This window comes from Plesiomonas sp. ZOR0011, from assembly GCF_000800945.1.
Classification (GTDB): Bacteria; Pseudomonadota; Gammaproteobacteria; order Enterobacterales; family CAMTGL01; genus Plesiomonas; species Plesiomonas shigelloides.
Window position 1 is genome coordinate 1 of record NZ_JRKB01000052.1, and the last position, 26,050, is coordinate 26,050.

The 26,050-nt window shown below is 53.8% G+C and carries 25 protein-coding genes; 20 read left to right on the plus strand and 5 right to left on the minus strand.

The window, feature by feature from the left end; genetic code table 11:
- Positions 1 to 74: 74 nt before the first annotated feature.
- Positions 75 to 713, minus strand: a complete 639-nt coding sequence (locus tag L975_RS18340) for a hypothetical protein (protein ID WP_047708320.1) — start codon at positions 711 to 713, stop codon at positions 75 to 77.
- Between the two features lie 333 nt (positions 714 to 1,046).
- A complete protein-coding gene (gene fadE / locus L975_RS09330) occupies positions 1,047 to 3,488 on the minus strand; it encodes an acyl-CoA dehydrogenase FadE (protein WP_047708321.1) in 2,442 nt (813 codons plus the stop codon).
- Positions 3,489 to 3,702: 214 nt separating this feature from the next.
- Here fadE and lpcA point away from each other — a divergent pair, with 214 nt between their 5' ends.
- Both lpcA and L975_RS09340 read left to right on the plus strand, forming a co-directional pair.
- Complete coding sequence (gene lpcA, locus L975_RS09335) at positions 3,703 to 4,284, plus strand: D-sedoheptulose 7-phosphate isomerase (RefSeq protein ID WP_010862453.1); 582 nt, start codon at positions 3,703 to 3,705, stop codon at positions 4,282 to 4,284.
- Positions 4,285 to 4,408: 124 nt separating this feature from the next.
- Complete coding sequence (locus tag L975_RS09340; RefSeq protein ID WP_047708323.1) at positions 4,409 to 5,179, plus strand: class II glutamine amidotransferase; 771 nt, start codon at positions 4,409 to 4,411, stop codon at positions 5,177 to 5,179.
- 179 nt (positions 5,180 to 5,358) lie between these two features.
- Here L975_RS09340 and L975_RS09345 read toward each other — a convergent pair whose 3' ends face one another.
- Complete coding sequence (locus tag L975_RS09345; RefSeq protein ID WP_010862451.1) at positions 5,359 to 5,961, minus strand: peroxiredoxin C; 603 nt, start codon at positions 5,959 to 5,961, stop codon at positions 5,359 to 5,361.
- A gap of 123 nt (positions 5,962 to 6,084) precedes the next feature.
- Here L975_RS09345 and L975_RS09350 point away from each other — a divergent pair, with 123 nt between their 5' ends.
- From L975_RS09350 to aceA, 3 genes are all read left to right on the plus strand, one after another.
- Positions 6,085 to 6,990 carry a hydrogen peroxide-inducible genes activator gene (locus tag L975_RS09350; protein ID WP_039046701.1) on the plus strand — a complete coding sequence of 302 codons (906 nt, stop codon included), beginning with the start codon at positions 6,085 to 6,087 and terminating at the stop codon, positions 6,988 to 6,990.
- Between the two features lie 571 nt (positions 6,991 to 7,561).
- Positions 7,562 to 9,172, plus strand: a complete 1,611-nt coding sequence (gene aceB / locus L975_RS09355; protein ID WP_052181378.1) for a malate synthase A — start codon at positions 7,562 to 7,564, stop codon at positions 9,170 to 9,172.
- Positions 9,173 to 9,235: 63 nt separating this feature from the next.
- Positions 9,236 to 10,546 carry an isocitrate lyase gene (gene aceA / locus L975_RS09360; protein WP_010862448.1) on the plus strand — a complete coding sequence of 437 codons (1,311 nt, stop codon included), beginning with the start codon at positions 9,236 to 9,238 and terminating at the stop codon, positions 10,544 to 10,546.
- A gap of 182 nt (positions 10,547 to 10,728) precedes the next feature.
- Here the strand turns inward: aceA and L975_RS09365 are convergent, their stop codons facing one another.
- Entirely contained in the window at positions 10,729 to 11,250 is a 522-nt protein-coding gene (locus tag L975_RS09365) for a CBS domain-containing protein (RefSeq protein ID WP_072033051.1), read from the minus strand.
- Positions 11,251 to 11,480: 230 nt separating this feature from the next.
- On the opposite strand from L975_RS09365, the gene L975_RS09370 reads away from it, so the two are divergent.
- From L975_RS09370 to secF, 6 genes are all read left to right on the plus strand, one after another.
- A complete protein-coding gene (locus L975_RS09370; RefSeq protein WP_177326631.1) occupies positions 11,481 to 12,491 on the plus strand; it encodes a trypsin-like serine protease in 1,011 nt (336 codons plus the stop codon).
- Positions 12,492 to 12,556: 65 nt separating this feature from the next.
- On the plus strand, positions 12,557 to 13,603 hold the full coding sequence (gene queA / locus L975_RS09375; RefSeq protein WP_047708327.1) for a tRNA preQ1(34) S-adenosylmethionine ribosyltransferase-isomerase QueA: 1,047 nt from the start codon (positions 12,557 to 12,559) through the stop codon (positions 13,601 to 13,603).
- A 141-nt stretch (positions 13,604 to 13,744) separates the two neighbouring features.
- Positions 13,745 to 14,872 carry a tRNA guanosine(34) transglycosylase Tgt gene (gene tgt, locus L975_RS09380; RefSeq protein ID WP_010862444.1) on the plus strand — a complete coding sequence of 376 codons (1,128 nt, stop codon included), beginning with the start codon at positions 13,745 to 13,747 and terminating at the stop codon, positions 14,870 to 14,872.
- Between the two features lie 18 nt (positions 14,873 to 14,890).
- The gene (gene yajC, locus L975_RS09385; protein WP_010862443.1) at positions 14,891 to 15,226 is read left to right on the plus strand and encodes a preprotein translocase subunit YajC; all 336 of its coding nucleotides are present in this window, start codon (positions 14,891 to 14,893) and stop codon (positions 15,224 to 15,226) included.
- 27 nt (positions 15,227 to 15,253) lie between these two features.
- The gene (gene secD / locus L975_RS09390; protein WP_010862442.1) at positions 15,254 to 17,113 is read left to right on the plus strand and encodes a protein translocase subunit SecD; all 1,860 of its coding nucleotides are present in this window, start codon (positions 15,254 to 15,256) and stop codon (positions 17,111 to 17,113) included.
- Between the two features lie 65 nt (positions 17,114 to 17,178).
- Positions 17,179 to 18,087 (plus strand): protein translocase subunit SecF, encoded by a 909-nt coding sequence (secF, locus tag L975_RS09395; protein ID WP_052021520.1) that lies wholly within the window; start codon positions 17,179 to 17,181, stop codon positions 18,085 to 18,087.
- 237 nt (positions 18,088 to 18,324) lie between these two features.
- On the opposite strand, the gene suhB is transcribed toward secF, so the two are convergent.
- Positions 18,325 to 19,128, minus strand: a complete 804-nt coding sequence (suhB, locus tag L975_RS09400) for an inositol-1-monophosphatase (protein ID WP_010862440.1) — start codon at positions 19,126 to 19,128, stop codon at positions 18,325 to 18,327.
- A 496-nt stretch (positions 19,129 to 19,624) separates the two neighbouring features.
- Between suhB and trmJ the strand changes: the two genes are divergently transcribed.
- The 9 genes from trmJ to iscX all read left to right on the plus strand — a co-directional run bounded on the left by trmJ (position 19,625) and on the right by iscX (position 25,982).
- On the plus strand, positions 19,625 to 20,374 hold the full coding sequence (trmJ, locus tag L975_RS09410; RefSeq protein WP_010862439.1) for a tRNA (cytosine(32)/uridine(32)-2'-O)-methyltransferase TrmJ: 750 nt from the start codon (positions 19,625 to 19,627) through the stop codon (positions 20,372 to 20,374).
- 77 nt (positions 20,375 to 20,451) lie between these two features.
- The gene (gene iscR, locus L975_RS09415) at positions 20,452 to 20,952 is read left to right on the plus strand and encodes a Fe-S cluster assembly transcriptional regulator IscR (RefSeq protein WP_010862438.1); all 501 of its coding nucleotides are present in this window, start codon (positions 20,452 to 20,454) and stop codon (positions 20,950 to 20,952) included.
- A gap of 41 nt (positions 20,953 to 20,993) precedes the next feature.
- On the plus strand, positions 20,994 to 22,208 hold the full coding sequence (locus tag L975_RS09420; protein WP_010862437.1) for an IscS subfamily cysteine desulfurase: 1,215 nt from the start codon (positions 20,994 to 20,996) through the stop codon (positions 22,206 to 22,208).
- A gap of 24 nt (positions 22,209 to 22,232) precedes the next feature.
- Entirely contained in the window at positions 22,233 to 22,622 is a 390-nt protein-coding gene (gene iscU, locus L975_RS09425) for a Fe-S cluster assembly scaffold IscU (protein WP_010862436.1), read from the plus strand.
- Between the two features lie 33 nt (positions 22,623 to 22,655).
- Entirely contained in the window at positions 22,656 to 22,979 is a 324-nt protein-coding gene (gene iscA, locus L975_RS09430) for an iron-sulfur cluster assembly protein IscA (RefSeq protein WP_010862435.1), read from the plus strand.
- 27 nt (positions 22,980 to 23,006) lie between these two features.
- On the plus strand, positions 23,007 to 23,525 hold the full coding sequence (gene hscB, locus L975_RS09435; RefSeq protein WP_039046705.1) for a co-chaperone HscB: 519 nt from the start codon (positions 23,007 to 23,009) through the stop codon (positions 23,523 to 23,525).
- 14 nt (positions 23,526 to 23,539) lie between these two features.
- Positions 23,540 to 25,393, plus strand: a complete 1,854-nt coding sequence (gene hscA / locus L975_RS09440; protein WP_047708332.1) for a Fe-S protein assembly chaperone HscA — start codon at positions 23,540 to 23,542, stop codon at positions 25,391 to 25,393.
- A 2-nt stretch (positions 25,394 to 25,395) separates the two neighbouring features.
- The gene (gene fdx / locus L975_RS09445; protein ID WP_039046707.1) at positions 25,396 to 25,734 is read left to right on the plus strand and encodes an ISC system 2Fe-2S type ferredoxin; all 339 of its coding nucleotides are present in this window, start codon (positions 25,396 to 25,398) and stop codon (positions 25,732 to 25,734) included.
- Between the two features lie 47 nt (positions 25,735 to 25,781).
- Positions 25,782 to 25,982, plus strand: a complete 201-nt coding sequence (gene iscX, locus L975_RS09450) for a Fe-S cluster assembly protein IscX (protein ID WP_047708334.1) — start codon at positions 25,782 to 25,784, stop codon at positions 25,980 to 25,982.
- The last annotated feature ends 68 nt before the right edge of the window (positions 25,983 to 26,050 follow it).

Consider the following 26,050-nt stretch of genomic DNA (forward strand, 5'->3'; position numbering starts at 1 on the left):
TGTCTTCTGTCTTCTGTCTTCTGTCTTCTGTCTTCTGTCTTCTGTCTTCTGTCTTCTGTCTTCTGTCTTCTGTCTTATCCGGTATGGCGAACCAACAACAGATTGGCTTGGTTGCGCTGAGTGGTGTGTTCCGCAGGATGATGCCAATCGGGTGCCGGCAGGCGAGCCCAGCTAAGGCCTTGTTGCAAGGCGGAAAGTTGGGTGAGGCGAAAATAAAATGCGGTGGTATTGGGTTTGATGACCGCCTGCGGTAAACGGATCGCTTCCCCCAGTTCAAATAGCCAATATTGTTGTTCGCCCAGTGCGGGTGGCGTTTGGCTCCCGGTTTGTTCGCGGCTTAACTTTTCCCGCGCCGTGAGGCGAATACTGAGTACCGGATAGACGAAAAAAGCTTTTTGCACGGTGGGATCGTTGACCGGAACGGCCACGGCGCAGTAGCGAATTTGAGCCATTTGGCGAGTGAACATTCCTTGGCGGCGGCTAGTGCTGACCGGCATGTGATACCAACGCGCGCGCCCTTCACGAAAGGCCGTGGCATAGCGCGGATCACGCTTGTGCACGGAGCTAACGATCAAGGTCAGCTCTGGATTGACCGAGCTGCTGCGCTGCGCGTGGCGGTAGCAGGTATGCTCGTGGCGAGACGCTCGCTCGGTAATCGGGGTGACGGATGCAACACTCGTGGGCTCGGTTGTGGGCGTGGCGGCAATGGGCATGATCGTTTCCTTCTGACCTCAAGCTGACAACAGTGTTCGCTGCTACCGCGGCAGAATATCCGGTTTCCGTACCGGCTTGCCGTGGCCCACCTCGGGCGGTAATCGCACCGGAGCGTGCAGCTTGGCGCGTGAAACGGTGCTGGCAGCGATGAAATTTTCGCACAGTTAAAATAAGTGTAGCCGTGGCTGCTGCTGGTGAGGGCGTAGAGCACGAAATAAACGCCGAAACAGCGATCTGTTTCGCTTTTTACTGGATAAAAAATGGGCTGCATCGGCAGCCCAGAGTGTGAGAGAGCATGTTAAAACGTAGGGAACCCTTATGGATTGACCCATTTAGCTTGTCGGAGCTTCGCTGGATGCCTGTTGACCTGCCGGTAATACGCGCGGATCAAAATCATCCACATTGATACTGCGTAGGCGCCCATGTTCGGCGCGGATCAGCAATTGTGCCTCTTCCGCGTGGATCACGCCTGCCTCCAAAGCGCGAGCTGCCAGTTTATCCAGCCCTGTGAATGGATACGCGGTATTAAAATGCTGACAAATCTTACGGAATAGCGGTTCGGCGTGCAGAATATCGCGCAGCGCTTCTTCCAACTGTCCTGCTGGGTTGCCTTTGGTCGGCGCGAGATATTGACCGCGGCCTAAGCGATCACGGGTCGGTGATGGGGTTTGCAGTAACCGCGCCAACTGGTGATCCAAGGCATCATCAGGTCGACGAGCACGCGCCCCCAGCGGCAGCAGGATCAAACGCAGCAGCCCAGCGATCGGACGTTGCGGCAGATTAGCCAGAATATCTAACAAGGCCTGCTCGGCTTGCCACAGGCAATCTTGTACCCCCCAATGCAGTAGCGGCAGATCGGCTTCCAGTCGGCCTTCGTCTTCAAAGCGCTTTAGCGCGGCTGAGGCTAAGAACAGTTGGCTCAGAATATCGCCCAAGCGCGCAGAAATACGCTCGCGCCGTTTTAGGCTGCCGCCAAACAATCCCATGCTGACATCCGATAGCAGTGCCAGATTGGCCGACAGGCGATTGATGCGCTGATAGTAACGCGCCGTATCATCGTGCACTGGGGCGGCGCTGGTGTGGCCATTGGTCAGGCCGAGCCACAGTGAGCGGGCTAAATTGGTGCACACAAACCCGATATGGCCGAACAGGGCGTTGTCGAAATGTTCAGTAGCGTACGGCTCTTCTTCCATCACTGCCTGCATTTCACGTAATACATACGGATGGCAGCGAATCGCGCCTTGGCCATAGATAATCATGCTGCGGGTGAGGATGTTGGCACCTTCTACCGTGATGGCGATCGGTGCGCCTTGATAGGCTCGAGCCAAGAAGTTGGACGGCCCCATGCAAATCCCCTTGCCGCCGACGATGTCCATGGCATCTATCAGGCAGCGCTGGCCGCGGTGAGTACAGTGATATTTGACGATCGCCGAGACCACCGCGGGCTTTTCGCCCAGATCGATAGCCGTGGTAGCTAAGGTGGCGGCGGCGTCCATCACATACACGTTACCGGCCAGCCGCGCCAACGGCTCTTCGATCCCTTCCATATGGCCAATCGGCATTTTAAATTGGCGACGAATGCGAGCATAAGCACCGGTAGCCAGCGCGGCGCTTTTGCTGCCGCCGGTGGCGTTAGAGGGCAAAGTGATCCCGCGTCCGACCGATAAGCACTCCATCAGCATGCGCCAACCTTGTCCGGCCATTACCTGACCGCCAATGATGTAATCCAACGGCACAAAGACGTTGTCACCACGTGTCGGCCCGTTTTGGAATGGCACGTTGAGAGGGAAGTGGCGGCGACCAATTTGCACGCCTGGGGTGTGGGTTGGGATCAGGGCGCAGGTGATCCCTAAGTCCTCCTCCATCCCCAATAAATGCTCGGGATCGTGCAGTTTGAACGCCAGCCCCAGCACGGTCGCAATCGGTGCGAGGGTGATGTAGCGCTTATTCCACGTCAGGTAAATACCGACAATCTCTTCGCCTTGCCACTGGCCTCGGCCAATAATGCCGGTATCAGGGATTGCACCAGCATCGGAGCCCGCTTCTGGGCTGGTCAGCGCAAAACAGGGGATCTCTTCGCCACGGGCTAAACGCGGCAGGTAATAATTTTTTTGCGCTTCAGTGCCGTAGTGTTGCAGCAGCTCACCGGGGCCGAGTGAGTTTGGCACGCCAACGGTGGAAGAGAGCACGCCAGATACGCCGGCCAATTTTTGCAGCACCCGCGCTTGTGCGTAGGCGGAAAACTCCAGCCCGCCATACTCTTTGCGGATGATCATGGCAAAAAAGCGCTGCTCTTTCAGGTATTGCCAAATCGGGGCGGGCAGGTCAGCCAATTCATGGGTGATTTCAAAATCACGCGTCATGCTGCACAGGGTTTCGACGGGGCCATCTAAGAAGGCTTGTTCTTCCGGACTTAGCTGCGGCTTTGGGTAGTTTTGCAGCAGTTGCCACTGCGGCTCGCCGCGGAACAGTTCTCCTTCCCACCAGGTGGTTCCCGCTTCAATGGCTTCTTTTTCGGTGCGAGACATGGCCGGCATGATATGGCGGAAGGTTCGTAGGATCGGGGCACTGATCCATTTTTTACGCAGGGACAGGAAGTTCAGTGGTAGCACCACAATAAGTACAGGGATCCACAGCCACAAGGTTTCAGGGGCGAGCAGTGCGCACAGCAAAGCCGAGCCAAGACAGACGCGACTGCTCAGAAGCAGAGGGATCCGGTGATAAGCCAAGGCACCGAGCAGGATCAGGCTCAGTACAATAAGAATCAGGGTCATGGTGCCGCACTCCTTAATTTAGGTCAGAGGTCTGACCTGATAACAGGAATGTTTTAGTTCAAAATCAAATTAGCAGCAAGTTGTTTACAGTGGAATTACAACAAACTGCTGCTGATTCGTTATCAGCCGTGTAACTGCCTGTATGCTTCTCGCCGTTGCAGCAATTGGTTACACTGCCAAGGATTCCGATAATAACTGACCTGAGGTTTTACCCATGTACCATGATCTGATCCGTGCGGAGCTGTGTGAAGCGTCTGAGGTGCTGAATAATTTTCTGGCCGATGAAAAGAACATTGCCAGCATTGAAGATGCTGCGCGTCTGATTGCCGATTCTTTCAAAGCCGGTGGCAAAGTCTTGTCATGTGGTAATGGCGGCTCGCACTGTGACGCAATGCATTTTGCCGAAGAGCTGACCGGTCGTTACCGTGAAAATCGCCCGGGTTATCCGGCGATTGCTATCTCTGACCCGAGCCATCTGTCTTGCGTGAGCAACGATTTTGGTTATGACTATGTATTCTCGCGCTATGTTGAAGCGGTAGGCCGTGAGGGCGATGTGCTGCTGGGCATTTCTACGTCCGGTAATTCGGGCAACATCATCAAGGCGATTGAAGCGGCGCGCGCCAAGGGCATGAAAGTGCTGACTCTGACCGGTAAAGACGGCGGCAAGATGGCCGGTAGTGCCGATGTTGAAATCCGTGTGCCACACTTTGGTTATGCGGATCGTATTCAGGAAGTGCATATTAAAGCCATCCATATCATGATCCAGCTGATTGAAAAGGAAATGGCTGGCGCGTAATAGCGTAGTTGGGTGTGCGGGGCCGGCGTGGCGGCGTAGCTGTCGTGGTGCCGGTTCACAGATATATCCAGTAGAGCGCAAAGATACCGCCGCCAAGAGTCAAGGGCAGGAAAGGAGACCGCGTATGTGCGAATTACTCGGCATGAGTGCCAATGTCCCGACGGACATCTGCTTTAGTTTTACCGGACTGGCGCGGCGCGGTGGGCAAACGGGCCCGCATAAAGACGGTTGGGGAATTACGTTCTACGAAGGGCGCGGTTTTCGCACCTTTAAAGATCCGCTCCCCAGTGCCAATTCGCGTATTGCGCAGCTGGTGCAAGACTACCCAATCAAATCTTGCGCGGTGGTCGCGCATATTCGTCAAGCTAATAGTGGTCCAGTGTCACTGGAAAATACCCATCCCTTTACGCGCGAGCTATGGGGGCGTTATTGGACCTATGCCCACAATGGCCAGCTTACTGACTTACCGGCGTTGGCTGATGGCCGTCAGCGCCCTGTCGGGCAAACTGACAGTGAACATGCCTTTTGCTGGTTACTCAATTGCCTTGAGCAACGTTATCCTGCGCCGCCGCAAGATTGGCCGGCCATGTTTGCCTACGTGGCGACCTTAGCCGCGCAGCTGCAACTGCGCGGTGTGTTCAATATGTTGTTGTCGGACGGTGAGTTTGTGATGGCTTATTGCGGCACTAAGCTGCATTGGCTGACCCGCCGAGCACCATTTGGCAAAGCCACCTTGCTGGATGAAGACGTGATGATTGATTTTCAGCAGCAGACCACGCCGCAAGATGTGGTGACGATCATCGCCACGCAGCCATTGACCCAAGATGAAGTGTGGCATCCGATGCAGCCGGGCGAGTATGGCCTGTTCCGCTATGGTGAGTGGTTAAATCGCTAACTGAATATAGGTGGTTACCGTTTGGGTGGTGATGCCTTGTCATGGGGCATAGGTCTGACCCATCTGACATCGTTTGTGATGAGGCATAGTCAGCCATCAAGCGCAGAAAAAAACGCTTATCCCAAGGGATAAGCGTTTTTCATTAGGTCAGTTTACACAGCTCTTGGGCTGCTTAGCGATTACAGATCGCCAGAGTTTTCTGCCAGGAAGCGAGCTACGCCGTCCGGAGAGGCTTCCATCGCTTTCTTGCCTTTTTCCCACTGAGCTGGGCACACATCGCCGTGCTCTTCGTGGAATTGCAGCGCATCAACCATACGCAGCATTTCATCAATGTTACGGCCCAGTGGCAGGTCGTTTACTACCTGATGACGCACAACGCCGTGCTTGTCGATCAGGAAAGAACCACGCAGAGCAACACCCGCTTCTTCCAGCTCAACACCGTAAGCGCGGCAGATGTCGTGTTTAACGTCAGCAACCAGTGGGTAACGAACTTCGCCGATACCGCCCTTGTCTACTGGGGTCTTACGCCATGCGTTGTGGGTGAATTCGGAGTCGATAGAAACACCAATCACCTCAACACCGCGTTTTTGGAACTCTTCGATGCGGTGATCAAAAGCGATCAGCTCAGAAGGGCACACAAAAGTGAAGTCCAGCGGATAGAAGAACAGAACGGCCGCTTTACCTGCGATGTGCTGCTTCAGGTTGAAATTATCAACGATTTCACCGTTACCCAGTACTGCTGCTGCAGTAAAGTCTGGGGCTTGACGTGCTACCAGAACCATAGCAACTCCCGTATTGATTCAGTTAGAGGTGATGAGAATATTCTCAGACAACGAGAATTAGTGTAGGGAAGATGGTACATTGAGGAAAGCGAAAAAAAACGATTGTTGTAATCGGATTTTACGATGAATAATAAATGGCCTTCCCTGAAACAACTGCATTATCTTGTTACCCTGCACGACGTGCGCCACTTCAACCGCGCTGCCCGAGCCTGTTACGTTAGCCAGTCTACGCTAAGCAGCGGCATTCAGAGCCTAGAAGAACGGCTGGGATGTACATTAATTGAACGAGATCACAAATCCTTTATCTTCACCCCCAGTGGCGAAGAGGTGGTTAAACGCGCCCGTGAACTGTTGGCGCGGACATTAGATTTGACCGATTTTGCCGCTAGCCAAACGGCTGAAATGGAAGGACAGTTGCGGGTCGGCTGCATTCCAACCATTGCCCCGTTCTTGTTGTGCGATTTAGTCAAACAGGTGCAACAGCGCTATCCCAAACTGGAGTTGGTATTGCGTGAAGATACCACCTCGGTGCTGATTGATGCGCTCAAAGGCGGTCAGCTGGATGTCTTGCTGTTGGCGCTGCCGGTGGATATTCATGGCTTGCACAGCCGGATCGTGGGTCGTGATAAGTTCAAAATGGTGCTGCCTAAAGCGCTGGCTAGCCAATTGCACATGCCATTGGATTTCAATCAGCTGCCGGATGGCTCGGTGTACTTGCTGGAGCGCGAGCACTGCTTGACCGAGCATGCCTTAACTGCCTGTCATCTGGCTTACAGCGATAAAATCAATCCGTTTACCGCCACCAGTTTGCATACCTTGGTACAAATGGTGGCCAATGGCTTGGGCACCACCTTTGTGCCGCAAATGGCCATTCGCCAGGGGCTGGTACAAAATCTGGATCTGGTGATCACTGATCCACCCCATGCGCCGGCTTACCGTGATATCGGTTTGGTCTGGCGACCGAGCTCCAGCCGCGTTAATACCTTCAGCAAGCTCGGCGAGATAGTCGGTGAGCTGCTAAACGAATAAAAATCCTGTTGTTTGCCTTTACGGCGCAGCAATCCTCTATGCTGGCCGTTGGGCATTTTATTGTTCGATGTGCTCGCCGCCGGTATTTACTTTCAGTCAGCCGGTTTCAGGTTTTTATAGCCTGAAATCGGTGTTGTTCACATTGGTTCGATTTTTTCTCTATAACCCCGCGTTTCGTTGGCTTTTTTTCTTTTCCTGTCCGAGTCTTTTTGTATTACGCCGTCGTGTACGCGACTGGTGTGTTAGTGTTTTGTAATAAAATAACTGAAAGGCTTTCATTTTTGGTGGTGGGATACGAGAAGCAAAAACGGAAGTCTCTCCCTTTTTAGAGCAATGACTTTATAGGGATATTCAGCATATTCATTTTTTTATCTCGCTGAGCTGAAACCATTTTTCAGCAAATTCAAACGATAACTTAAAACGCAATGTTGATTTTTTGTTATCAATTGGTCATTTTGTTGCCATAGGGACACGTCATAATCAGCAGCACTGGCTCAGTAATTCGAGCGGTGTATCAGCCTAAGTAATACCGAGTGAGTGGTTGCTAATTTACAAATGATAAGGAAAGGGTATGAGCGGACAACACAATACTTCGGCGCAGCATCCGCTGCTGACCTGTACTGAGCCTCTGATCGCAGAGCAGCAGGCCATTCTTACCCCACAGGCATTGGATTTTCTGGCTGAGCTGGTGACCCGTTTCGCCCCGCAGGTACCACAATTGCTGGCGGCCCGTGAAGCGTTCCAAGCGCAGATTGATGCCGGTGCATTGCCTGATTTTCTGCCTGAAACCGAGCACATTCGCGAAAAAGCCTGGACTATCCGTGGCGTGCCTGCCGATTTGCGCGATCGCCGCGTAGAGATCACCGGTCCTGTTGAACGCAAGATGATCATCAATGCCTTAAATGCCAACGTTAAAGTCTTCATGGCGGATTTCGAAGACTCCTTGGCTCCGGCGTGGGATAAAGTGATCCAAGGGCAAATCAACCTGCGCGATGCAGTGGATGGCACCATTGAATATCGCAGCGAAGAAGGTAAATCCTACCGACTCAATGCCCATCCGGCGGTGCTGATTTGTCGGGTGCGGGGCTTCCATCTGCAAGAAAAACATATGCGCTATCAAGGCGAGCCTATTCCCGGCAACCTGTTTGATTTTGCGCTCTACTTTTACCATAACCATCAGCGTTTGCTGGCCAAAGGCAGCGGCCCGTATTTCTACTTGCCGAAGATGCAGTCATACCACGAAGCGGCATGGTGGAGTGAGGTGTTCAGTTTCGCCGAAGATCATGTCGGCTTGGCGCGCGGCACCATCAAAGCGACGGCCTTGATCGAGACTCTGCCTGCCGTATTCCAGATGGATGAGATCCTGTATCACCTGCGAGACCACATTGTTGGGCTGAACTGTGGTCGTTGGGACTACATCTTTAGCTATATCAAAACACTGAAAAATCACCCCGATAAAGTCCTGCCAGATCGCCAAGTGGTGACCATGGACAAACCGTTCTTGAGTGCCTATTCGCGCCTGCTGATCCGTACCTGTCATCGCCGTGGCGCATTTGCCATGGGCGGTATGGCGGCCTTTATTCCAAGCAAAGATCCCGCGCGCAATGAGTGGGTGCTGAATAAAGTGCGCGCAGATAAAGAGCTGGAAGCCGGTAATGGACATGACGGCACGTGGGTAGCCCACCCTGGCTTGGCCGATGTGGCGATGGCGGTGTTCGATCGTGTACTCGATGGCCGCGCCAATCAACTGGATGTGCGACGCGAGCATGATGAGCCGGTCACTGCGGCGGATTTGCTGCAACCTTGTGAGGGCGAGCGCACCGAAGAGGGCATGCGCGCCAATATTCGAGTGGCGGTGCAGTACATCGAGGCGTGGATCTCCGGTAATGGTTGTGTGCCCATTTACGGTCTGATGGAAGATGCGGCCACCGCTGAGATTTCGCGGACCTCGATTTGGCAGTGGATTCGGCACCAAAAACGCTTAAGTAACGGCAAGTTGGTAACTAAAGCCTTGTTCAGCGCCATGTTGCGCGAAGAGCTGGCGACCTTACGTGATGAGTTAGGCGCCGAGAAATACGATACAGGTCGCTATGAGGAAGCGGCGGCCTTGATGGAGCAAATCACGGTATCGGATGAGCTGGTCAACTTCCTGACTTTGCCTGGCTACCGTTATCTGAACTGAGTAATGGATTGTAAAGATCCGATAAACGCCTGACATGAGAACGAAATAAGAGGGAGTTTGACCATGAGCATGACACGCGAACAGCAGATCGCTGCACTGGAAAAAGACTGGAAAGAAAACCCGCGCTGGCAAGGGATCCGTCGTCCTTACACTGCGGCGGAAGTGGTGAACCTGCGTGGCTCGTTTGTGCCGGAGCATTCACTGGCGCAGCGTGGAGCGGAGAAACTGTGGCGTCTGGTCAACGGCGAAGCTAAGAAAGGCTATGTCAACAGTCTGGGCGCGCTGACCGGCGGTCAGGCGGTGCAACAAGCCAAAGCGGGCATCGAGGCGGTGTACTTGTCTGGCTGGCAGGTGGCGGCGGATGCCAACTTAGCCTCATCCATGTACCCAGATCAGTCACTGTATCCGGCTAACTCCGTGCCGGCAGTGGTGCAGCGTATCAATAACTCCTTCCGCCGCGCCGATCAAATTCAGTGGGCGAACGGCATTGGCCCAGGGGATGCCGGTTATACCGATTATTTCCTGCCCATTGTCGCGGATGCGGAGGCCGGTTTCGGCGGCGTGCTGAACGCCTTTGAACTGATGAAATCGATGATCGAAGCGGGCGCCGGTGCGGTGCACTTTGAAGATCAGTTAGCGTCGGTGAAAAAATGCGGCCATATGGGCGGTAAGGTGCTGGTGCCAACCCAAGAAGCGATCCAAAAGCTGGTGGCTGCGCGTTTGGCGGCGGACACCTGCGGTGTGCCGACTCTGCTGGTGGCGCGTACCGATGCCGATGCGGCGGATCTGCTGACCTCGGATTGCGATCCGTATGACAGCGATTTTATTACCGGTGAGCGTACCAGTGAAGGCTTCTACCGTACTCGCGCCGGTATCGATCAAGCAATCAGCCGTGCTCTGGCTTATGCGCCGTATGCAGATATGGTGTGGTGTGAAACCTCTAAACCGGATCTGGAGCAAGCGCGTAAGTTTGCCGATGCGGTGCATGCTAAGTTCCCGGGTAAATTGCTGGCGTATAACTGCTCGCCATCGTTTAACTGGAAAAAGAATTTGGACGACGCCACTATCGCGCGCTTCCAACAAGCGCTGTCAGACATGGGCTATAAATACCAGTTCATCACGCTGGCGGGGATCCACAGCATGTGGTTCAACATGTTCGATCTGGCCCATGCTTACGCACAGGGCGAGGGCATGCGTCACTACGTGGAAAAAGTGCAGCAGCCGGAGTTTGCCTGTGCCGACAAGGGCTATACCTTCGTGGCGCACCAGCAAGAGGTGGGCACCGGTTACTTTGATAAGGTGACCAACGTGATCCAAGGCGGTCAGTCATCAGTGACTGCGCTGACGGGCTCAACCGAAGAAGATCAGTTCTAAGGTGAGGCCTCCTCTCTGCGGGTAATGCGGCAGTTGGGATACGGAAAAACAGGCTATACCGAAAATCAAACCTAAAACGAAAAGGAGAAGCATAGGCTTCTCCTTTTTTGTGTATTTTCTTTGTGTGCTTTCGCTGGAACAGTCGTTTGAATTGAGGCGTCGATAATCCTGCAACGCCGGACTTACTCGTCGCCGTTATTGGTACGCACCTGTGGAGTAAGATCGGCGGATAAGCCATTGAGGCTGTCGTCATCCAACTCATCTTGCTCTGGCGGATCGGTTTCCTCTTCTAGCTCCAGCAGATGAATCGCCACCGCCACGAAATCGGAATCGGTAATGATCCCCACCAGTTTGCTTTGTTCGGTAACCGGCAGACAGCCGATCCGGTGTTTAAACAGGATCTGCGCTGCGGCGCGAATACCGGCATGCAGATCGATAGTCAGCACTCGGGTTCGCATCAGCTCGCCAAGCTGGATCTCATTTTCTTGCTCAATGCGCCGATTCTCGCTTAACGACAGTAGGCAGGATGTCTGCGCCGCCAGAATGTCGCGCTGGGTGATCAGCCCGATTAATTGCATCTCGTCATCCACGATTGGGATGTGCCGGATCCTGTGCTGAGCCATCAGCACGCGGGCATCGGTGAGACTGTTATCAGCCCGCAAAGTGTACGGATTAGATGTCATGATATCGCCGATAAGCAGCATGATAGCCCTCCTCCGGATTTAACTGCGCATACCGCAACCGTAACGCAACACAGGAAAAATGCCTGCGAAGTGAATCAAATATCCTTGAACAATCTCGCCCAAGCCGAGAAAGATTGCATAAACTCGCGGTGAGTGTTTTTTAACCGTATCGCAGAGTGCTGGATAAGTACAGGCAGGGACGAAGGATGGGGTGTCAACATACACGGGCAATCAACAACGGGTGCATCAGCATGTTGGCAATGCTGATGTTAGGCATGACGCCAGCGCAGACGTTCGCACAAACAGTTACTCCAGAAGCGCCGAGCGTACGGGTGATTGGCGGGCAGGATGTTGCTTCAGTACATACCTACCCGTGGATGGGCTTGCTGCAGGTACGTAAAACCACTGCGGATCAAACCAGCCAATTGCTGTGTGGTGCCTCGTTTATCAATTCCGGTTGGGTACTGACCGCTGCCCACTGTGTGGCGGATAAAACGTGGCTGGCCGGAGCCAGCGATGTCAGCGTATTTGCCGGTCAGGTGGATAAAGACCGTTTTACGCCTGCCGATGAGCATCCTGCAGCGCAAGTATATGTGCACCGTGACTACAATCCTGATAGCCAGCTGAATGACATTGCGCTGATCCGGTTATCGGTCAGCTATACCGGTGGCACATTGGCGTTAGCCAATGAAGCGCAATCTCAGCATGCGTTGGTTACACCACAAGGTTTGCGGATTCTCGGCTGGGGCAAAACGTCGAACAGCGCGACCCAAGGCAGTACCGTCTTGCAAACGGCACTGTTAAATCCTATCGATGCGCAAGACTGCCAAACGGCATGGCCGGGATTACCCGATAGCGCGTTTTGTGCGAAAGGGGATGAGGTCAGTGCGGGTTCAGGGCAATATGTGGATAGCTGTTTTGGTGATAGTGGTGGCCCACTGATCAATACCTCTGGCCCAGCGGCGCAGATCGGGATTGTCAGCTTCGGCACGCAAAATTGCGGCACTAACGTCCCCTCGGTGTATACCCGCATCACCTCGTATTTGAGTTGGATCAGCGGAATTCAAGATGGCAGCATTACCGAGGTGTATGCACCCAGTGGCGGTAGCGGCGGTGGTACCGTTACGCCGCCAACCACCGATAATTGCCAGATTGGTGGCGGGATCGAGTGTGGTCCCGGTGAAGGTGGTGGCAGTTTCCCGCTGTGGATCGCCCTATTTTTGCCACTGATTTATGTTTTACGGCGAAGAAAGCACGCATAACAACTTGAAGACACCGGCAGGCGGCTCTAGACTAGCCGCCTGTTTATCTCTGCCCGGTGTTGGTTATGCGAGTTGCTGATTTTTCCTTTTCCCTGCCTGAAACGCTGATTGCGCGCTATCCGCAACCTGAGCGTACCTCTAGCCGCCTGCTGTCATTAGACGGTAATAGTGGCGCGTTAACCCACGGCACCTTTGCCGATGTGGTCGACAAAATTCAGCCTGGCGATCTGGTGGTCTTCAACAATACCCGGGTAATTCCGGCGCGGATGTTTGGCCGTAAAGTCTCTGGCGGTAAGCTGGAAGTGTTGGTTGAACGCGTACTGGATGACAAACGTATTCTGGCGCATGTGCGCGCCTCGAAAGCACCAAAACCAGGTACTGAGCTGCTGCTGGGCGAAGATGAAAGTGTGCGCGCTACCATGCTGGCCCGTCACGATGCGCTGTTTGAAATCGGTTTTGATGACGAGCGCAATGTATTTGCTATTTTAGATGCGATCGGTCACATGCCGCTGCCGCCGTATATCGACCGTCCAGATGAGGACAGCGATAAAGAGCGCTATCAAACCGTATACAACAAAAAGCCCGGTGCGGTGGCTGCACCGACCGCCGGTCTGCACTTCGATGAGCCGCTGCTGGAAAAACTGCGCGCCAAAGGCGTGGAGTTTGCTTTTGTCACCTTGCATGTGGGGGCGGGCACTTTCCAACCGGTGCGCGTTGATACCATTGAAGAGCACCACATGCACTCTGAGTACGCCGAAGTGCCACAAGAGGTGGTGGATGCGGTACTGGCCTGTAAAGCGCGCGGTAACCGCGTGATTGCTGTCGGCACTACCTCGGTGCGTTCACTGGAAAGTGCGGCACGCGCCGCTGGCGAGAGCGCCATCATTGCGCCGTTCCATCGTGATACCGATATCTTTATCTATCCTGGTTATCAATTCAAAGTGGTGGATGCACTGATCACCAACTTCCACCTGCCAGAATCTACCTTGATTATGTTGGTGTCTGCCTTTGCTGGTTATGAGCATGTCATGCATGCTTATCAAGAAGCTGTGGCGAACCAATATCGCTTTTTCAGTTATGGTGATGCGATGTTTATCACGCGTCAGGCATAATTGAGCAATAAGGCCGACGTGGGCGCTACTGCATACCGTCAGCGGGCGCTACGTCTGGCCGGATAATATGAACCTTTCCACAATCCTGTGGTCATTGTCACCGGACGTTATCAGACTGTTTCTCTGATGCGGGGAGAAAAAATGAAATACGAATTAATCACCACCCAAGGTAATGCCCGTCGTGGCCGCTTGGTTTTTGAACGCGGAACCGTGGAAACCCCGGCTTTCATGCCGGTGGGAACTTACGGCACAGTGAAGGGGATGACCCCTGAAGAAGTGCAGGAAACCGGTGCCCAAATTTTGCTGGGTAACACCTTCCACCTGTGGCTGCGTCCAGGTCAGGACATTATGCGTAAGCATGGCGACCTGCATGACTTTATGAAGTGGCCAGGCCCAATCCTGACTGACTCGGGTGGTTTCCAAGTATTCAGTTTGGGTGATATTCGCAAGATCACCGAGGAAGGCGTGCATTTTCGCAATCCAGTAAATGGTGACAAGATATTCCTAAGCCCTGAAAAATCAATGGAAATCCAGTATGATCTGGGTTCCGACATCGTCATGATTTTTGACGAATGTACGCCATACCCGGCGGATTGGGATTACGCCAAGCGCTCGATGGAGATGTCTTTGCGTTGGGCCGATCGTTGCCGTAAGCACTTTGACCAACTGGGCAATAAAAATGCGCTGTTTGGTATTGTGCAGGGTAGCGTGTATGAAGATCTGCGCGACATCTCCGTGAAAGGCCTGACTGAAATCGGCTTTGACGGCTATGCCGTAGGTGGTCTGGCGGTGGGCGAGCCAAAAGAGGATATGCACCGCATTCTGGAGCATACTTGTCCTCAGCTGCCGCAAGACAAACCACGCTATCTGATGGGTGTGGGTAAGCCTGAAGATCTGGTAGAAGGGGTTCGCCGCGGTATCGATATGTTCGACTGTGTGATGCCGACCCGAAATGCGCGTAACGGTCACTTGTTTGTTACGGATGGCGTGGTAAAAATCCGTAATGCCAAGTATCGTGATGACTTGTCGCCATTAGATGCCGAGTGTGATTGCTACACATGTCGCAATTATACACGCGCCTACTTGCATCATCTGGACCGTTGCAACGAAATTCTCGGTGCTCGTTTGAATACCATTCACAATTTGCGTTATTACCAGCGCTTAATGGCCGGCATCCGTCAGGCAATTGAAAACGGTAATTTCGATACGTTTGTGACTGAGTTTTATACGCGTATCGGAAAACCTGTTCCACCTTTGAACCACAAATAAATAGAGGAATATTCACCGATGAGTCTGTTCATTTCTGACGCTTATGCGGCCGCCGGTGCCCCGGCACAAGGAAGCAGCCTGCAGCTGATTTTTATGCTGGTAATTTTTGGCCTGATTTTCTATTTCATGATTTACCGCCCACAGGCAAAACGCACCAAAGAACACCGCAACCTGATGGAATCCATCAGCAAAGGTGATGAAGTGCTGACTAACGGTGGCCTGATCGGTCGTGTGACTAAAACCAGCGCAGAATCCGGTTATCTGGTGATCGCTCTGAATGACACCACCGAAGTAACCATCAAGAAAGACTTCGTGACTGCGGTACTGCCAAAAGGCACGATGAAGTCCCTGTAATTTCCATACTTCCCTAAGGGGACCGTCGTGTTAAACCGTTATCCTTTGTGGAAGTATCTGATGGTGGCCTTCGTGGTCACCATCGGTGCGTTATACGCACTTCCAAATATTTATGGCGAAGACCCGGCAATCCAAATTTCGGGTGTTCGTGGCGCGTCAACCGACATGCAAACGCTGGACAAGGTGAAAGACCTGCTGGCGGAGAAAAAACTTCCGGTTAAAGCCATTGCTCTGGAAAACGGCACCGTTCTGGTACGCTTCAAAGATACCGATGAACAGCTGGCAGCCCGTGATCTGGTGGCGGACGCGCTGGGAGACAAATTCACTGTAGCCCTGAACCTGGCACCTTCCACCCCGCGTTGGTTGGAAGATATCGGCGCTAACCCGATGAAACTGGGTCTGGACCTGCGTGGTGGTGTGCACTTCCTGATGGAAGTGGATATGGATGCCGCCATGGGCAAACTGCAGGAGCAAACTGCAGACAGCTTCCGTTCTGAACTGCGTGAAAAACGCATCCGCTATTCTTCCGTGCGTAAACTGGACTCCGGTACTGCCGTGGGCGCTGTTGAAGTGCGCTTTCGCTCCCCTGAAGAGCTGACAGCGGCACTGGACTACCTGCAACCGTTGCACCGTGATCTGACCTTCACCGCGATGGGGGATACCGCCTTTATCGCGCAGCTGAGCGAAGCGCGCCTGAAAGAAGCCCGTGAATACGCGGTACAGCAAAACATCACTATTTTGCGTAACCGTGTGAACGAGCTGGGTGTTGCCGAGCCAATTGTGCAGCGTCAAGGCGCGAGCCGGATTGTGGTGGAGCTGCCAGGTATTCAAGATACGGCGCGCGCCAAAGAGATCTTGGGTGCTACCGCGACGCTGGAATTCCGTTTGGTGAACAACCAAGCCGATCTGCAAGCGGCAGTCAGTGGCCGTGTGCCTGGTGACTCCGAGCTGCAGTACATGCGTGATGGTCGCCCGGTGCTGTTGTACAAGAAAGTGGTACTGACCGGTGACCATATCACCGATTCCAGCTCCAGCTCTGACGAGTACAACCGTCCGCAGGTGAACATTTCTCTGGACAGCGAAGGCGGCACTAAGATGGCCAACTTCACCAAGGATAACATCGGTAAACCGATGGCGACCTTGTTCAGTGAATACAAAGACAGCGGCAAGCGTGACGCTAACGGTAAAGTGATTTTGGTCAAGCATGATGAAGTCATCAACATGGCGACCATTCAGTCCCGTTTGGGCCGTAGCTTCCGTATCACCGGTATTGATAGCCAAGCCGAAGCGCATAATCTGTCGCTGCTGCTGCGTGCAGGTGCCTTGATTGCGCCAATCCAGATCGTTGAAGAACGTACCATCGGCCCATCTTTGGGTGCGCAGAACATTCAGCAAGGTCTGGATGCCTGTATGTGGGGTCTGGCCGCGGTTGTGATCTTCATGGGTATCTACTATCGCAAGTTTGGTCTGATTGCGATCAGTGCGCTGTTGGCTAACCTGGTGCTGATTGTCGGTATCATGTCTATGCTGCCGGGGGCGACGCTGACCATGCCGGGGATTGCCGGTATTGTGTTGACCGTGGGGATGGCGGTAGACGCCAACGTACTGATCTTTGAGCGGATCCGCGAAGAGATGCGTAATGGTCGTTCGGTGCAGCAGGCGATTAACGAAGGTTACAGCAATGCGTTCTCCAGTATTGCCGATGCCAACGTGACCACCCTGATCACCGCGCTGATCTTGTACGCAGTCGGTACGGGTCCAGTGAAAGGCTTTGCCATCACCTTGAGTATTGGTATTGCGACCTCAATGTTCACGGCGATCATCGGTACCCGTGCGATCGTGAACTTCCTGTACGGCGGCAAGCGCATTACTAAGCTGTCTATCTAAGGAGTACAGACGTGGTCACTGAAAAACGTAATAACCCGGATAGCCAGCCGAAGGTGCTTGATTTCATGCGTCTTGGCCCGGCGGCGTTCGTGTTCTCTTTGATCCTGATGATTGCCTCAATTGGTATCATCGTCAAAAACGGCTTTAACTGGGGTTTGGACTTCACCGGCGGTACGCTGATTGAAGTGACTTTCTCCAAGTCGGCCGATTTGGGTCAAGTGCGCGATGAACTGCAAAAAGCCGGTTTCGACAACGCCATTGTGCAGAACTTCGGTACTTCCCGTGATGTTATGGTGCGTATGCCACCGAAAGATGACATCAAAGGCGAAGAGCTGGGTCGCCGCGTACTGACTGCTATCCAGCAAGGGGTAGATGCGCAGGCGCAGGTACACCGTATCGAGTTCGTGGGTCCAAACGTGGGTAGCGAGCTGGCACAAGCCGGTGGTATGGCCATTTTGGTTTCCCTGCTCAGCATCCTGATTTACGTTGGGATCCGCTTTGAGTGGCGTCTGGCAGCGGGTGCGGTATTGTCACTGGCACACGACGTGTTGCTGACTCTGGGCGTGCTGTCGCTGTTCCACATTGAGCTGGACCTGACTATCGTGGCATCGCTGCTGTCGGTGGTGGGTTACTCACTGAACGATACCATCGTGGTATTTGACCGGATCCGGGAGAACTTCCGTAAGGTGCGTCGTGGTACGCCACGCGATATCCTGAACCTCTCCCTGACGCAAACCCTGAGCCGGACGTTGATGACCTCCGCCACTACGCTGGTGGTGGTTCTGTCACTGTTCGTGTTCGGTGGTGCGCTGATCCACGGTTTTGCGACCGTAATGCTGATCGGGATCCTGATTGGTACTTACTCTTCTATCTACGTAGCGTCCGCGCTGGCCCTGAAACTGGGCGTCAAACGCGAGCACATGCTGCAGCCAGTAGTGGAAAAAGAAGGTGCCGATATGGAGCGCATGCGCTGAGTTAACACCTCGTATTGAAAAGGCCGCATCCTTGGATGCGGCTTTTTTTATGCCTGAATCTGTGGCTCCAGCTGTAAAGCGGTGGGGGATGCGAGTGGATAGCTGCATGTCCTGCGTAGCTTATGTCTGGGTAGCCGATTCGATGGGCAGCAACAAAAAAGGCCGCTCATGAGAGCGGCCTTTTGTCGTTATGTTCGCGTATGTTAGACGATAAGTACGGGAAAACCGTACAGGCGATTAGCGCTTCAGCGCTTCGCTCAGTTCGTCACGCATGCAAGACAGCATCGCGCGAACAACACGTGGGTTACCGGCCACGGTGTTACCGGTCAGCAGGTGGTTGTGGCCACCAACGAAGTCACAAACCAGACCACCGGCTTCACGTACCATCAGCTCACCGGCAGCGGTGTCCCATGGCTTCAGACCGATTTCGAAGAAACCGTCTACACGGCCAGCAGCAACGTAAGCCAGATCCAGCGCCGCAGAGCCGGTACGACGCATATCAGCGCACTGTGCGAACAGCGCTTTCATGATATCCATGTAGGCATTGGTGTGTTGCTTAGCTTTGAATGGGAAGCCTGTGGCCAGTACGGTGCCAGTTAAGTCTTTGGCATCGCCCGCACGCAGACGGTAGCCGTTCAGCTGAGCGCCGCTACCGCGAGTGGCGGTAAACAGTTCGTTGCGGATTGGGTCATAAACCACTGCCACTTCAGTACGGCCTTTGATGCGCACTGCAATGGAAACAGAGAAATGAGGAATACGTTTGATGAAGTTGGTGGTGCCATCCAGCGGATCGATAACCCATTGAACGTCTTGATCTTCACCAAGTTGCTCGCCGCACTCTTCACCATAAATGGTGTGCTTTGGATAGGATTTCTTGATGGTATCAATGATGACTTTTTCAGCTGCTTTGTCGACGTTGGTGACAAAGTCATTCGCACCCTTCTGGGTTGCCTCAACAGATTCTGGTTGTTCGTAAGCTTTGGCAATAACGTTACCAGCCTTGCGCGCAGCACGCACGGCAATGTTCAGCATCGGATGCATAGGTCTCTTCCGGTGGATGTTGTTAAAGAACGGGAAAACGGTGGCGGAGTATAGCAAAGGCGTAAGCAAAAGGGAAAGGTTGTTTTTTATCCAGTCGGTTTTGTGGATCTGTTTATTGGCTGGTATAGCTGCGCCCCTTTGACGTGCTACTCGCGTGGCAAACTGCAAAGGGTATAGGCGAAAACCGGCGAGATGATAAATCCATGTAAAAGGTAAGGCTATTGCCTATTCAGCCATTTTGGCGCTGCTCCGGCATTCCACGCTAAAGCGAAGATCCGCGTGCTTGTTATAAACTCGCGGCGCTATCCCGCGCCGGCTAAGCGCTACAGCCTGTAATAAGTGACCGACGATCTGTAGCACGAGGAAAGCAAACGTGCCGAACCGCACAGTTTCTGTATGCCGAATCCCTGCGCAAGCAGTTTTAAATATGTTAATATAATGCCCCTTTTCAGACCGCTGGTTTCGGCCGGCGGCGGTAACCCGATCAGAGCGATTCATGTTAGAAAATGTGCGGATTGTTTTGGTAGAAACCTCCCATACCGGCAATATGGGTTCTACCGCGCGAGCAATGAAAACCATGGGCTTAACCAACTTGTATCTGGTTAACCCGAAAGTTGAGCCCGATTCCCAGGCGATCGCCTTGGCTGCGGGTGCCAGTGACGTCATTGGCCAAGCCAAAATCGTCAGCTCGCTGGATGAAGCGATTGCCGGCTGTGCGCTGGTGATCGGTACCAGTGCTCGCTCGCGCAGTCTGCAGTGGCCACTGATTGAGCCGCGTGAATGTGGTCAGCGTATTGCAACTGAGTGTGCGCAGCATCCGGTTGCCTTGGTATTTGGCCGCGAACGTGTCGGGTTGACTAACGAAGAGCTGCAACAGTGCCACTTCCACGTCACCATTCCGGCCAATCCGGAGTACAGCTCGCTCAATCTGGCGATGGCGGTACAGCTGCTGTCGTATGAGATCCGCATGAACTGGCTGGAGCAGCAGCGTGCAGCAGCGCCTGATTACTCGGGTCAAGTTACCGAATACCCGCTGATGGAAGATTTGAACCGCTTCTATCAACATCTGGAGCAAGTGCTGACAGACGTGCACTTCATCCGCAAAGCCAACCCTGGTTTGGTGATGAGCAAATTACGCCGGATGTATACCCGTGCGCGCCCTGAAGCGGCGGAGCTCAATATCCTGCGCGGTATGCTGAGCGGGATCCAGAAAGCGCTCAGTGATAAGTCACATAAATCCGACTAAAACAGTCAGGATAATACTTGACCAAAATAGTAGGAAATGGCACACTGCCAACATCTGAATATAAAGGATGAAGTGCCATGAGACTGACATCAAAAGGACGTTACGCAGTGACCGCTATGTTGGACGTGGCACTGCATTCCGAGCAAGGACCGGTATCACTGGCGGATATCTCTGAACGACAAGGGATATCGCTGTCATATCTGGAGCAGCTTTTTGCCAGACTGCGCAAACAAGGGCTGGTTAACAGCGTGCGTGGTCCGGGTGGTGGTTATCTGCTGGGTAAACCGTCTGACCAAATTGCGGTTGGTATGGTGATCTCCGCCGTGGATGAATCGGTAGATGCCACCAAGTGTTTAGGGAAAGGTGACTGTCAGGGCGGTGCCCGCTGCCTGACCCATGCGTTATGGCGTGATCTTAGCGATAGGATCAGTGGATTTTTAAATAACATTACGTTAGCCGAATTAATGGCCAATCAGGAAGTGTTGCAAGTTGCTGATCGTCAGGAACACGCACACCGTCCGGTAACCGTAGCCGCTGCCTCGCACCGTGATGCACATAGCATCAATCTGGGTGTGTGATTGGGATCCTGACCTCTGACGTAATGTGACGGAGCAATGAAATGAAATTGCCTATTTATCTTGATTATTCGGCCACCTGCCCGATGGATCCGCGTGTTGCGGAAAAAATGATGCAGTTCATGACCATGGACGGCACCTTTGGTAACCCAGCATCTCGCTCCCACCGTTTTGGTTGGCAGGCGGAAGAGGCGGTGGATATCGCCCGTAACCAGATTGCTGAGCTGGTGAATGCTGATCCGCGTGAAATCGTGTTTACCTCCGGGGCAACCGAAGCGGATAACCTGGCTATCAAAGGGGTGGCGAACTTCTACGGTAAAAAGGGTAAGCACATCATTACCTGTACCACCGAGCACAAAGCGGTGCTGGATACCTGCCGCCAGATGGAGCGTGAAGGCTTCGAAGTGACGTATTTGGATCCTGAATCCAACGGTCTGGTGGATCTGGCTAAGCTGGAAGCGGCCATGCGTCCGGATACCATTTTGGTTTCCATCATGCATGTGAACAACGAAATCGGTGTGATTCAGGATATCGCCACTATCGGTGAAATGTGCCGTAGCCGTGGCATCCTGTTCCATGTCGATGCCACTCAGAGCGTGGGCAAGCTGCCTATCGATCTGGCTGAGCTGAAAGTGGATTTGATGTCTTTCTCCGCCCACAAAGTGTACGGCCCGAAAGGTATCGGCGCGCTGTATGTTCGCCGTAAGCCACGGGTGCGTCTGGAAGCGCAAATGCACGGTGGTGGCCATGAGCGCGGCATGCGTTCTGGTACTTTGCCGGTCCACCAAATTGTGGGGATGGGCGAAGCGTACCGCATTGCTAAAGAAGAGATGGCCGAAGAGATGGCCCGTATCCGCACCCTGCGTGACCGTTTGTGGAATGGTCTGAAAGACATGGAAGCGGTGTACGTGAACGGCGATCTGGAACAGCGTATGGCCGGTAACCTGAACGTCAGCTTTGCTTTCGTGGAAGGGGAATCCCTGATCATGGCGCTGAAAGACTTGGCGGTGTCCTCCGGTTCTGCCTGTACTTCCGCCAGTTTAGAGCCGTCTTATGTATTGCGTGCGCTGGGTCTGAACGATGAGCTGGCACACAGTTCTATCCGCTTCTCCATTGGTCGTTATACCACGGAAGAAGAGGTCGATTACGCCATTGAGCTCTGCCGCTCTGCGGTAACCCGCCTGCGTGAGTTATCTCCGCTGTGGGACATGTACAAAGAAGGTATCGATCTGAATACCGTTGAGTGGGCGCATCATTAATTTCGGTTTATGAGGAGTTAGGCTATGGCATACAGTGATAAAGTTATCGACCACTATGAAAACCCGCGTAACGTTGGTGCGTTTGATAAGAATGACGCTAACGTCGGTAGCGGTATGGTCGGGGCGCCTGCCTGTGGCGACGTGATGAAGCTGCAGATCAAGGTTAACGACGCTGGCATCATCGAAGATGCTCGCTTTAAAACTTACGGTTGTGGCTCTGCCATTGCATCCAGCTCACTGGTCACCGAATGGGTGAAAGGTAAGTCTCTGGATGAAGCAGCGGCCATCAAAAACACCGATATCGCCGAAGAACTGGCGCTGCCACCGGTGAAGATTCACTGCTCGATCCTAGCGGAAGATGCGATTAAAGCCGCAATTGCCGATTATAAGAGCAAGCACGACGCCGCAGAATAATACGAAGAACGATACAAAGAGGTTGTAGAGCAAATGGCAATCACCATGACTGAAAGTGCAGAAAGCCGTGTCCGCACGTTTTTACAAAACCGCGGCAAAGGTATCGGACTGCGTCTGGGGGTAAAAACCTCCGGTTGTTCCGGTATGGCTTATGTACTGGAGTTTGTTGATGTACTGAACGACGATGACGTAGTGTTTGACAACAACGGCGTCAAGGTGATTGTCGATACCAAGAGCCTGCAATTTCTGGACGGAACTGAACTGGACTTCGTCCGTGAAGGCCTGAACGAAGGCTTCAAGTTCAACAATCCGAATGTTACCGGTGAGTGCGGTTGCGGCGAAAGTTTCAACGTCTGACCGGTCACTGACATCAGGTTGTGACCGATGAACTATTTTGACTTATTCGGGCTGCCCGTTGACTTTCAGGTTGACGGCAGCCTTTTAACCGTCCGGTACCGTGAACTGCAAAAACAGTGTCATCCGGATAATTTTGCCACGGCGTCCGAGCGTGATCGTCTGCTGGCAGTCCAGCAAGCCGCACGTATCAATGACGGCTATCAAACGCTGAAAGACCCGTTGCGACGCGCCGAATATTTGCTGGCGCAGCAAGGGCTGGATCTGGCTGGCGAGCAGCACACCATGCACGACACCGAGTTCTTGATGCAGCAAATGATGCTGCGTGAAGAGCTGGAAGAGATTGCCGAGCAAGGGGATGCGGCCGAAGACGCGCTGTCAGCCTTTGAACAGCGCGTGGCACAAATGCATGCCCAACGTATGCAGCAACTGAGCGATGCACTGGCACAACAGCAGTGGTATGTCGCGGCTGACACGGTACGCAAACTGAAGTTTCTAGCCAAACTCCGGCAGGAAGTTGAGCGACTGGAAGACAACTTGCTGGGGTAATAACGGAAAAGACAATGGCGTTATTACAAATTGCTGAACCCGGCCAGATGGCTGCTCCGCATCAGCATCGTCTGGCGGCGGGAATTGATTTGGGGACCACCAACTCACTGGTGGCCTCGGTACGCAGCGGGCAAGCACAAACGCTGCCAGATGCCGAAGGGCGTCATTTGCTGCCTTCGGTGGTTCACTACGGTGCGGGCGAACAAGGCCTGTCCGTGGGTTGGGATGCACGTGCCAATGCTGCGCGCGATCCGGCTAACACCATCATTTCGGTAAAACGCCTGATGGGGCGTTCGCTGGCCGATATCCAAGCGCGTTATCCAAGCTTACCTTACCTGTTTGAGGCTTCAGCCAATGGCCTGCCACAGATCCGCACTGTACAGGGCGAGGTCAATCCGGTGCAGGTATCGGCTGAGATCTTAAAAGCGCTGAGCGCGCGCGCCGAAGCCACACTGGGTGGCCCGTTAAGTGGCGTGGTGATCACTGTGCCGGCTTACTTTGATGATGCGCAGCGCCAAGGCACCAAAGATGCCGCCCGTTTAGCTGGTCTGCATGTCTTGCGTCTACTCAACGAACCGACTGCCGCGGCGATTGCCTATGGCCTGGACTCCGGCCAAGAAGGGGTGATCGCGGTTTATGACTTAGGCGGCGGTACCTTCGATATTTCGGTGTTGCGTTTGTCACGCGGCGTGTTTGAAGTGTTGGCGACCGGCGGTGACTCTGCGCTTGGTGGTGACGACTTTGACCATCTGCTGGCTGACTGGTTGGCCGAACAAGCGGGGATCTGCGCGCCGGACTCGCAGTTGCAACGTCAACTGCTGGACGAAGCTATCCGCGCCAAAATTGCTTTGAGCGATGCTGAGAGCGTCAGCGTGCAGATTGCTCACTGGCAGGGCCAAGTGAGCCGAGAGCAGTTTGCTAGCTTGATCCGTCCGCTGGTGAAGAAAACCTTACTGGCTTGTCGCCGCGCATTGAAAGATGCCGGTATCAGCGCCGAAGAGGTGCTGGAAGTGGTGATGGTGGGCGGCTCGACCCGTACCCCGCTGGTCCGCGAGATGGTGGGCGAGTTCTTTCATCGTCAGCCACTGACCTCGATTGACCCTGACAAAGTGGTAGCGATTGGCGCCGGTATTCAGGCCGATATTTTGGCCGGTAATAAGCCTGATGCCGAAATGCTGCTGCTGGATGTGATCCCGCTGTCGCTGGGGATCGAAACCATGGGCGGATTGGTCGAGAAAATTATTCCGCGTAACACCACGATTCCGGTGGCACGCGCGCAAGAATTTACCACCTTCAAAGATGGGCAAAGCGCCATGATGGTGCACGTGGTGCAAGGCGAGCGTGAGCTGGTGGATGATTGCCGCTCGCTGGCGCGCTTTACCCTGCGTGGCATTCCAGCCATGCCTGCCGGTGGCGCGCACATTCGCGTGACCTATCAGGTGGATGCTGATGGTTTGCTGAGCGTGACCGCGATGGAGAAGTCCACCGGTGTGCAATCCTCGATTCAGGTTAAACCGTCTTACGGCCTGACCGACGATGAAATTGTCGGCATGCTGCGCGACTCAATGGCCAACGCCGAGCAGGATATGCAAGCGCGTATGCTGGCAGAGCAGCAAGTGGAAGCTGATCGGGTAGCTGAGAGCTTGAGCGTGGCGTTGGAAAAAGACGCCGCGCTGTTGAGCGCCGCTGAGCTAGCCACGATCGAGCAGGCGCTGGGCGCCCTGCGCACCGCTCGTCAAGGCGATCGCGCTGCCGATATTGAAGCGGCCATCAAAGCCGTGGATGCTGCAACCCAAGAGTTTGCGGCACGTCGTATGGATGAATCAATCCGCCGGGCACTGACCGGCCACTCTGTGGATGAGATGTAATTATGCCTAAAATTGTCTTTTTACCGCATCAGAGCCTGTGTCCGGATGGCATGGTGGTCGACGCTGCCGAAGGCGAAACCATATTGGATGCGGCGCTGCGTAACGGCATCGAAATTGAGCACGCGTGTGAAAAGTCCTGTGCTTGCACCACGTGTCACTGCATCGTGCGCGAAGGTTTTGACTCGCTCAATGAGAGTGATGAGCTGGAAGATGACATGCTGGATAAAGCCTGGGGGCTGGAGCCGGAAAGTCGTCTGAGCTGTCAGGCGCGTGTCAGCGATGAAGATTTGGTGGTGGAGATCCCACGCTACACCGTCAACCACGCACGCGAACATCATTAATACCGTCCGGTAGTCGAAGACTGCCGGATACAGGGAGGATGGAGAAGATGAGCTTACGCTGGCAAGACAGTCGTGACATTGCTCTGGCGCTGCTGGAGCAGTTTCCGGATACCGATCCGAAAACAGTTCGCTTTACCGATCTGCATCGCTGGATCTGTGAGTTGGATGAGTTTGACGATCAACCGGATCGTTCGAACGAAAAAATTCTCGAAGCGATCATCCTGTGTTGGATGGATGAAGCAGATTAAGACCGGGGCCTAAGGGTTCCGGCGCTGTAATCACTGAACGGCTGCCGTATTTCGGCGGCCGTTTTTTT